Raw genomic sequence first — 6,767 nt, forward strand, 5'->3', positions numbered from 1 at the left:
AGCATCCTTTGCTCCTATCGCGCTTTCAAGACGACTTCGCCGGACGCTTACTGTGCGACGTCCATCTTGTCGAAACTTCCCGGCACACGAGCCTCGAACTGTTGGGGGCGTCATGCTGCTACTGCGGGGCGGTGATCACTGGCGAAGGCACGGTGATCGAAGGCCACCTGGACGACGGCTCACCCGGCCTTCATCGGTTCGTGTACCACGATGACTGCGCATGGGACATGGAGCACGACCTCGACGAGATCGACGAACACGACGGATGCTTCAGCTACGGCACCGCCGTGGAAGTTGTGTTCCCAGCTGCAGGCGTTACGACGACATGACGACGACGTGGAAGCTCAAGCGCACCGCGCAATGCAAGAAGTGCCCGTGGAGGCTCGAAGTGGACCCCCACGACATTCCGAACGGCTACTGCGAAACCAAACACCAAGCGCTCGCCAGAACGATTGCTGACCCGGCAGCCTTGCCTGCGCCCGGCGAGCCTCTGCGCGCAATGGCCTGCCACGAAACCGACGATGCCCATTGTGTGGGCTGGCTCAACCACCAGCTTGGGCCAGGCAACAACATCTTGCTGCGCCTTCGCATGTTGGACTGTTCCAACGTGGACAAGCTTCGGCTGCGTGGTGAGCAGCACAAGTCGTTCGAGGCGACGTTGCCGGTCAAGTCTGTCGCACCGTCCTAAAGGCATGTCGGCCTCGAAAGCCGTGCAGACTGACCGGAAAGGCGTTTGCGAGCCTGGGAAGTGCGCTTAGGCCCAGGTCAGCAGATCGTCGGGAACCGTCACGCCATGATGCTCCCGCATCGCTTCGATGAAGAGCGCCCAGGACGTGCGACCGGAAGGTTCGTGCGTGCACACGATGCACTCGCTTTCGCCCGCGAGTTGTGCCGTCGCGGTCCGGTGCACGTCGATTCCGAAGCGTTTGCTGAACCGGCCGATGCAAGAACCGTCGGCTCCGTTGATCCACACCGTCCCGCGAGCCGGGTCAGCATTGATCTCGCAAGCGGTCGCGTCGTGCGTCATGGCCTCCATTGTGTTCGACCGAAGTCTAATCGCTAGGCAAGGCGGTGGTCACAGCCGTTTCAAGGAACAGATCGAATCCTAAGACGGTGAAGCTCTGGAGTTCGACGTTCTCCGGCGTCCTCCGTGCGTGCAGGAAAGAAATCCCGGATGTCCGCCATGGGTGTGTTGGCTTGCGCCATCAGAAAGAGCGTTCGCAGCTGGCTGGCATCCGCGTACGGCACGGGGACGTCCTGGCCAGGCACCAACCTGCAAAGCAAGTCGTCGTCATCGAGGTTCAGGAGAAGCCTGCAAGCCATAGGCCTGACCTCGTAAACGCTGCAGGCTCTGTCCTTAAGAAACGGGCACGGTGCGGGGGCGGCAAGCGCGCTGATGGCTTCGACTGCGGGCACGGCACCATCCCGTTGCATCAAGGACTGCAAGCGGATGGCGTTCGAAGGTCTGACCGGCTTGATGCCCACATGCCGGCCGATCAGATCGGCCTCGACGGCCGTGATCGTCACCGAGATGTGGCAGCAGTGGCTGCACCCACGGCGACAGGCGGCCACTTGCGCGAGCGGCTTCGTCCAGGCCGACGCGGCACGCTGAAGCCAGACCACCCTCTGCGAGGCAGTCCCCGCCTTCTGGGCGACCTTCACCAGCTGGTTCGCATCTTGGTCCGGGAGAACCGACTTTGCCTTTCGAGCCGCTCGCTCCACCGCCACCGGCCACCGCTCGCGCACGTCCTTCGGCAAAGCCGAAAGCACGGCTTCGGTCGGGTGCGACCCTGGCTCAGCCATGAACCTCTTTCGACGCGGACTCCATGAGGAACGTCGCCGGAGCGAAGGCGTCGATCGTGACGTCGGTCAGTGCACAGAAGACCACGGGCGTGCACGAAAGCTCGACCTCCCGGCCGACGTAGCGAGCGTTAGCCCGGTCGCGTGGGACGACTCCGTGAGGGACACGTGGATCTTCGCCCAGCCACATGCGCGCTCTCAGGTCGATGAGCCTGCCGTCCTCCAACTCAATCCAGTGATGGACTGGGATCTCACCGACACCAGCCACGCTCAACGTGCCGCACATCGGGACATGGGCGATGCCGTCGCGCAGCAGCAGCGCCGACACGACCCGCGTCATACCGTCGCATTCCAGGCGCAAAGAGTCCAAGGCGCTCAGCCAGGAACGCTCGTCCATGCGCTTGCCGCAAGCCGTTAGACCCACGGTCATCGTGCTTTCGCTCGCCGTTGCGTACCCACGGCGTCCTTTCCCCAGCTGCCGATGAAGTCCGGGCTTCCGTTCAAGGCCCGCGAGTACAGCCAAGGCGGCGTCCATTTCTCGTGGGGCAGCGACCAGATCGGCTTGCGCTCGTGCACCCGTTCGTTGCCCACGAAGATGTACTCTTCGCACGACGCGACGATGTCTTCTTCCTCCACGCCCAGCTCGCTGCCTTCGGCCTGCGGGTGGCGCGGGTCGAACTTGTGCGTGACCCAGCAAGCGATCACCACCTGCGGGCGATGCTTTCGCACGGCCTGCGCTGCATCGAGCGCTTCCACGTGATCGCCGTACGGCACCGTGGCCTGCCCACGGGCCGTGTAGTACGCCTTCATGCGTGGGTCTTCTTGCTGGCGGTTGTCGGTGGCGGGGATGCCGAGGGCCTTTGCCAGGCATCCATGGCCGGCGCCGATTTCGATCGCGGATCTGCCTCGGATGCGGTTCGCGAGGAATGCGACTAGCTCCTCGGTGGGGAAGCTGTACAAACCATGTCTGATGCCAAAGACTAACCGCTCCTGGGCGGTGGTTCGCTGAAGTACCGAGGCGGGCACCACGCAAAGCTTCCCAGTTCCATCGAGCAAGAGTGGCGCGATGTCGCGCGTCGCGCGTGGATCGACAAGTTCCGCATTCACGATGCAGCATTGTCGCTGACTCCGGACTGCCTCAGGTTGTCACGCCATGCGACAGCATGCCTTCGCGCCGAAAGACGGTTCACCGTGACCCAGTGAATGGAAGGCCGATCATCAGATTACGCACGCTTCGTCGTTGACGATGGCGACGCACCGACCTTGACCGCGCGGTACTCGAGTTCGACGACGAATTCGTGGCGGCTGCGATGACGATGGCATCCTGCATGGTCATGGATGGTGCGTTGGTGCTGCCGTGTCCTGACAGCGGCGTCCGGTTTCGCACGTTGTAGATTTGCCTTGCAACCGCCTTGAACTCGTTGGGCAGCTGAGACGCTTTCTCGTACTTGTCGATGAAATTGCCCAACGGCTTTTCGTCGACCGTGCGATCATCCAGCAGGTGCTTGGCCAACGTCTCCAGGGCGTTGGATGCCGCGTGCAAGGCGCCAGACGGGTCATCGGTCTCAAGGCAATGCTCCATTCGTTCGAGCACGGTCAGCACGTTTGGATGGGCGATCGCTTGGAACTTGCCCCCGGCCCTCACGTTGTATCGTTGGACCTGGTGAAAGACCGAGCAGTCCGTGAAGTGCCGAGCTGCAACTCTGGCCCATTCGAACCGCCAGTCGTCTTCGAGTCGCTCGCGCTGGGCCCTTCTTTCTCCGCTCGCCTTGTCGATCTCATCGACGTAGCGTGCCAAGTAGCTCGTGTAGTAGCCAAAGTACTTGAACGTCACCTCCGGGCAGACATTGACGAGGTAGCCCAAGTGGTGCCCGTCCATGCCGATGGCCGTCTCGTCCTCCTCCATGACGGGCAGCAGGTTCGATGCTTTCCATTGGTGGTCAAGTTCCTGCCTCTGGTGCTCGTAAATCTCGGTGGTCATGCGCGCATTGCCAAGCAGGTGAAGGCTCGCGTAGTGGCGCGGGCACCTGCGAGGATCTGCGTAAGGACACTCGTCGGCGGTGCCGCGCTGCAAGCTCGTTCGCTTGTACTAGGTGGAATTGGGAACGACGATGGGCATGTCCAGCAGCATGGGTTGGGGGCGTGGCCAGGGGCATCCACAAGCGTGTGACCATCAGCTGAACCGAGCGGCTCGCTGACTGCCGTAGCCCCTCCGGTGCGCCGCACCTCATGGAGTCCCATGCTATCAGTAGGACGCGATGCGCCGGAGCACCCAGCCAGGTACTGTTCCCCATGCGCCAACCGTCTGTCGACCTGCTGTGGGCCGGGGGGTTCTAAGGGGACACGGCATGCCAACCTTCCCGTGTGCCCCTCAAAATGCTCGATTAAATGGCAGGTTTTTCGCTCATCTGCGCCTGATTTGCTACGCGGGCGTTGCAAATCTTGGAGATCACACGAGCGCTGGAAGGGTGCTGACAGCCATGCGTTGTGGCGCGAGGGGTTCCCCGGTACGATGGGACTTTCCTACTGCAAGGTCCTTCCATGCCCGGTGAAGAGGTTCTGCACGAGGACTTGGTAAGACGCACCCGCTCACCGCACCTGGTTGGCGACCGGGGCGATCACCCATCATCCTCCCTTTCTGGTTCGCCCGCCTACGCGAGAGGACGCGCGACCTTGGCTCAGGGAAGCGCCCCATTCGAGTTCATCGAAACAGATAAGCTCTTGCTTGTGCTCCTTAGGGACGTCCAGCAATTTGGCACCGCCGTGCTCGAGCTTCGGGAGCGGCTCGGGAACGTTCGGGGCTCCGTTCCGCGCCGTCGGCGCAGCGGTGTGATCGTGACCCCCATGGATGTCGTGATGTCGTCGAGGACGTCAGCTGTTCGTCTGCGCGAGTTGGCCAAGGCCCGTATCGTGGTGCGCAGGAGTCCATCGCAAGACCTGCGTGAGGGCGCTTTACAAATACGAAAAATGGTGATGGAGCAATATGAGATCGCAGCGCAACACGGACAAAAAGCGAGGAACCTGCAGCCTTCGCCTCCCCGCGCTTTCACACCTTAACGTCCTTCGCTCCGACCTGGCATGAGTGCCAGGCCCTCGTGTTCCATCTATTTCGAGAACACGCATCACTACCACAAGGTTGATGCTCGCCTGTTCGAATTGTCCGACCTGCGGGCAGCGAACGTTCGAGATCAGATCGTCCGGGCGACCTACCTCACGTACTCGGTGATTCGCGAGGGTTTGGTCACGGCCGAGCGTCCACTCTTGGTCTTCGGAGGTGGGGCCGCTGGGGTCTCCTGCGCGGTCGCCGCACTGAACCTCGGGTTGAGTGTGTTTCTTGTCGAGAAAGAAGATCATCTGTTTGTCACCCAGATGTCTACGAACACGCGAACGATCGATCCCGGCGAGTTCGATTGGCCGTTGCCGCATTGGAACTCGGGCGTCGTGCCTCCAGACGCAGGAAAAGCCTTTGCGCTCGCCTATCGGCGCGGCGTCGCATCCGATGTCGCGACCGCTTGGACGATGCTCTGCGACGAGTACGAGGACGAGTTCGGGGACCGCTTTGTCGTGGTGCCAGGCGTGGATGCGCGCGAACTCGAACTTCAGGTCGCCGCGGATGGCGTCACCGTCAAGGGGCTGGAGGGTGCGAGGCTCCCTCCGCCGTCCTTCGGTGCCGTCATCTCTTGCGTCGGCTTCGGCGAAGAGGTCGTTTTCGACAAGCAAGCCAGATGGAACTACCGCGGTCTGAAGTTTTGGGCGGATGACACCCTGCACGCGGAGAAGCTTGGCATCGGGCGGCATCGCAGTGGCGAGATCCATGCGCTCGTGTCCGGCGGCGGTGACGGCGCGCAACAGGACGTCCAGCGCATCCTGACCCGTACGTTCGGCTTCGACCTGGTCGTCCGACTGCAGGCCTGGCCGGACGTCGACGCTCGTTTCGCTGCTCAATTCGCGAGCATCGGCGACCGTTGTCTGGCCATCGATGACTTGGTGTGGGATTCGGTCGATTGGCAGCACCACAACGCTCCCGATCCGACGAAATTGCAGGCTTGGCACGACGCCTACGAGGACGTCGTGGACTCCGTGTGGTCGTCGCTGAGCGAACAGGAACTGGACTGGCAGACCCAGAACGTCATCCGGCCGGAGGTGCGCAGCTTGGATCTGGCCTTGACTTGGGTGCTGCGCGACCCCTACCCATCCATCTGCTACCCGCTGAATCGGTTCTTGACCGCGTGGGTGCTGCGCCTTTACGCGAGGATTTCATCGAGGGAGCTGTGCGCGCGCGGTGGGAGCAAGGCGGCGATGGACTGCATCATGGTCACAGGGTATGAGATCACCAAGATCGCCTCTGGCGCAGCGTCGCACGTCTGCTCTGATCGCGCGGCCTGTTTTGCGCAGGCGCACCATGTGTGGGTAGCTCCAAGCGACGGATCCCGCAAGGCATCGCTTCTTGGAGAGTTCCACGAGATCGTGCTTCGCCATGGCATCGATCGAACGCCGCTGTTCGACCGCTCAGCACCGCCGTTGATGCTGAAATCGACGGACATGGTCCGACCCGGGCTGCCGCTGAGACGCTATTAGTCGTCAGAGGTGGACAGCGGCTGTTGTGGTCGCGAGCTCCGCAGAGTCACTCCAATCGAAGATCGCCATCCGCTTGGATCGTTTGAGTTCGCCGCTGCGCAGCTTTGCAGTCAAACGGGTGTTCCGCACCCCGATGCGCATGGTTGCGATGGCCCACGCGTTGTCTACGGCTCGCCAGTTCGACGCGCGACCGGCGCTCGCTGAAGGTCCTTCCACGGTTTTCCTCACCGGGGTAAGTTGGTTGCCGGCGCCTCTAAAGTTGGAAGTCGCTTCAAATTTGAACATCCGGCGCATCTTTCTCATAACGCTTTTATGAGATAGCCCCCTGATTCCCCGGCCCCGTCCTGTCGCTTATCTTTGGAGATAGGAACAGGACAGTGCATATGACT

General features: G+C 61.9%; 10 protein-coding genes. 4 read left to right on the forward strand and 6 right to left on the reverse strand.

All coding sequences use genetic code 11. The features are described 5' to 3' along the window. Together IE209_RS34135 and IE209_RS33230 are read left to right on the forward strand one after the other, a co-directional pair. Positions 1-329 (forward strand): hypothetical protein (locus IE209_RS34135; protein WP_229883187.1); only part of this gene is annotated, 329 nt, incomplete at its 5' end. Continuing rightward, on the forward strand, positions 326-688 hold the full coding sequence (locus IE209_RS33230; RefSeq protein ID WP_189691144.1) for a DUF6283 family protein: 363 nt from the start codon (positions 326-328) through the stop codon (positions 686-688). The genes IE209_RS34135 and IE209_RS33230, both read left to right, overlap by 4 nt. 66 nt (positions 689-754) lie before the next feature. On the opposite strand, the gene IE209_RS33235 is transcribed toward IE209_RS33230, so the two are convergent. From IE209_RS33235 to IE209_RS33255, 5 genes are all read right to left on the reverse strand, one after another. After that, positions 755-1,027: a hypothetical protein gene (locus tag IE209_RS33235; protein ID WP_189691145.1), complete on the reverse strand. Its 273-nt coding sequence runs from the start codon at positions 1,025-1,027 to the stop codon at positions 755-757. Positions 1,028-1,086: 59 nt separating this feature from the next. Then, positions 1,087-1,803 (reverse strand): YkgJ family cysteine cluster protein, encoded by a 717-nt coding sequence (locus IE209_RS33240; RefSeq protein ID WP_189691146.1) that lies wholly within the window; start codon positions 1,801-1,803, stop codon positions 1,087-1,089. Beyond that, entirely contained in the window at positions 1,796-2,197 is a 402-nt protein-coding gene (locus tag IE209_RS33245) for a hypothetical protein (RefSeq protein ID WP_189691147.1), read from the reverse strand. Before IE209_RS33245 ends, IE209_RS33240 begins: the two co-directional genes overlap by 8 nt. Before the next feature lie 29 nt (positions 2,198-2,226). Further along, positions 2,227-2,907 carry a hypothetical protein gene (locus IE209_RS33250; RefSeq protein ID WP_189691148.1) on the reverse strand — a complete coding sequence of 227 codons (681 nt, stop codon included), beginning with the start codon at positions 2,905-2,907 and terminating at the stop codon, positions 2,227-2,229. 79 nt (positions 2,908-2,986) lie between these two features. After that, on the reverse strand, positions 2,987-3,781 hold the full coding sequence (locus tag IE209_RS33255; protein ID WP_189691149.1) for a hypothetical protein: 795 nt from the start codon (positions 3,779-3,781) through the stop codon (positions 2,987-2,989). Positions 3,782-4,341: 560 nt separating this feature from the next. Between IE209_RS33255 and IE209_RS33260 the strand changes: the two genes are divergently transcribed. Together IE209_RS33260 and IE209_RS33265 are read left to right on the forward strand one after the other, a co-directional pair. Then, entirely contained in the window at positions 4,342-4,857 is a 516-nt protein-coding gene (locus IE209_RS33260; RefSeq protein WP_189691150.1) for a hypothetical protein, read from the forward strand. A gap of 21 nt (positions 4,858-4,878) precedes the next feature. Further along, positions 4,879-6,378: an NAD(P)-binding protein gene (locus IE209_RS33265; protein WP_189691151.1), complete on the forward strand. Its 1,500-nt coding sequence runs from the start codon at positions 4,879-4,881 to the stop codon at positions 6,376-6,378. A 3-nt stretch (positions 6,379-6,381) separates the two neighbouring features. On the opposite strand, the gene IE209_RS33270 is transcribed toward IE209_RS33265, so the two are convergent. After that, positions 6,382-6,681 carry a hypothetical protein gene (locus IE209_RS33270; protein ID WP_189691152.1) on the reverse strand — a complete coding sequence of 100 codons (300 nt, stop codon included), beginning with the start codon at positions 6,679-6,681 and terminating at the stop codon, positions 6,382-6,384. Positions 6,682-6,767: the final 86 nt, after the last annotated feature.

Source organism: Pseudorhodoferax aquiterrae (genome assembly GCF_014652235.1).
Lineage (GTDB): Bacteria > Pseudomonadota > Gammaproteobacteria > Burkholderiales > Burkholderiaceae_C > Pseudorhodoferax > Pseudorhodoferax aquiterrae.

Bases quoted from the DNA above. Each gene is read 5' to 3' on its own strand.
- IE209_RS33230 (WP_189691144.1), top strand. From the start codon at position 326: ATGACGACGACGTGGAAGCTCAAGCGCACCGCGCAATGCAAGAAGTGC.
- IE209_RS33235 (WP_189691145.1), bottom strand. From the start codon at position 1,027: ATGACGCACGACGCGACCGCTTGCGAGATCAATGCTGACCCGGCTCGC.
- IE209_RS33240 (WP_189691146.1), bottom strand. From the start codon at position 1,803: ATGGCTGAGCCAGGGTCGCACCCGACCGAAGCCGTGCTTTCGGCTTTG.
- IE209_RS33245 (WP_189691147.1), bottom strand. From the start codon at position 2,197: ATGGACGAGCGTTCCTGGCTGAGCGCCTTGGACTCTTTGCGCCTGGAA.
- IE209_RS33255 (WP_189691149.1), bottom strand. From the start codon at position 3,781: ATGACCACCGAGATTTACGAGCACCAGAGGCAGGAACTTGACCACCAA.
- IE209_RS33260 (WP_189691150.1), top strand. From the start codon at position 4,342: ATGCCCGGTGAAGAGGTTCTGCACGAGGACTTGGTAAGACGCACCCGC.
- IE209_RS33265 (WP_189691151.1), top strand. From the start codon at position 4,879: ATGAGTGCCAGGCCCTCGTGTTCCATCTATTTCGAGAACACGCATCAC.
- IE209_RS33270 (WP_189691152.1), bottom strand. From the start codon at position 6,681: ATGAGAAAGATGCGCCGGATGTTCAAATTTGAAGCGACTTCCAACTTT.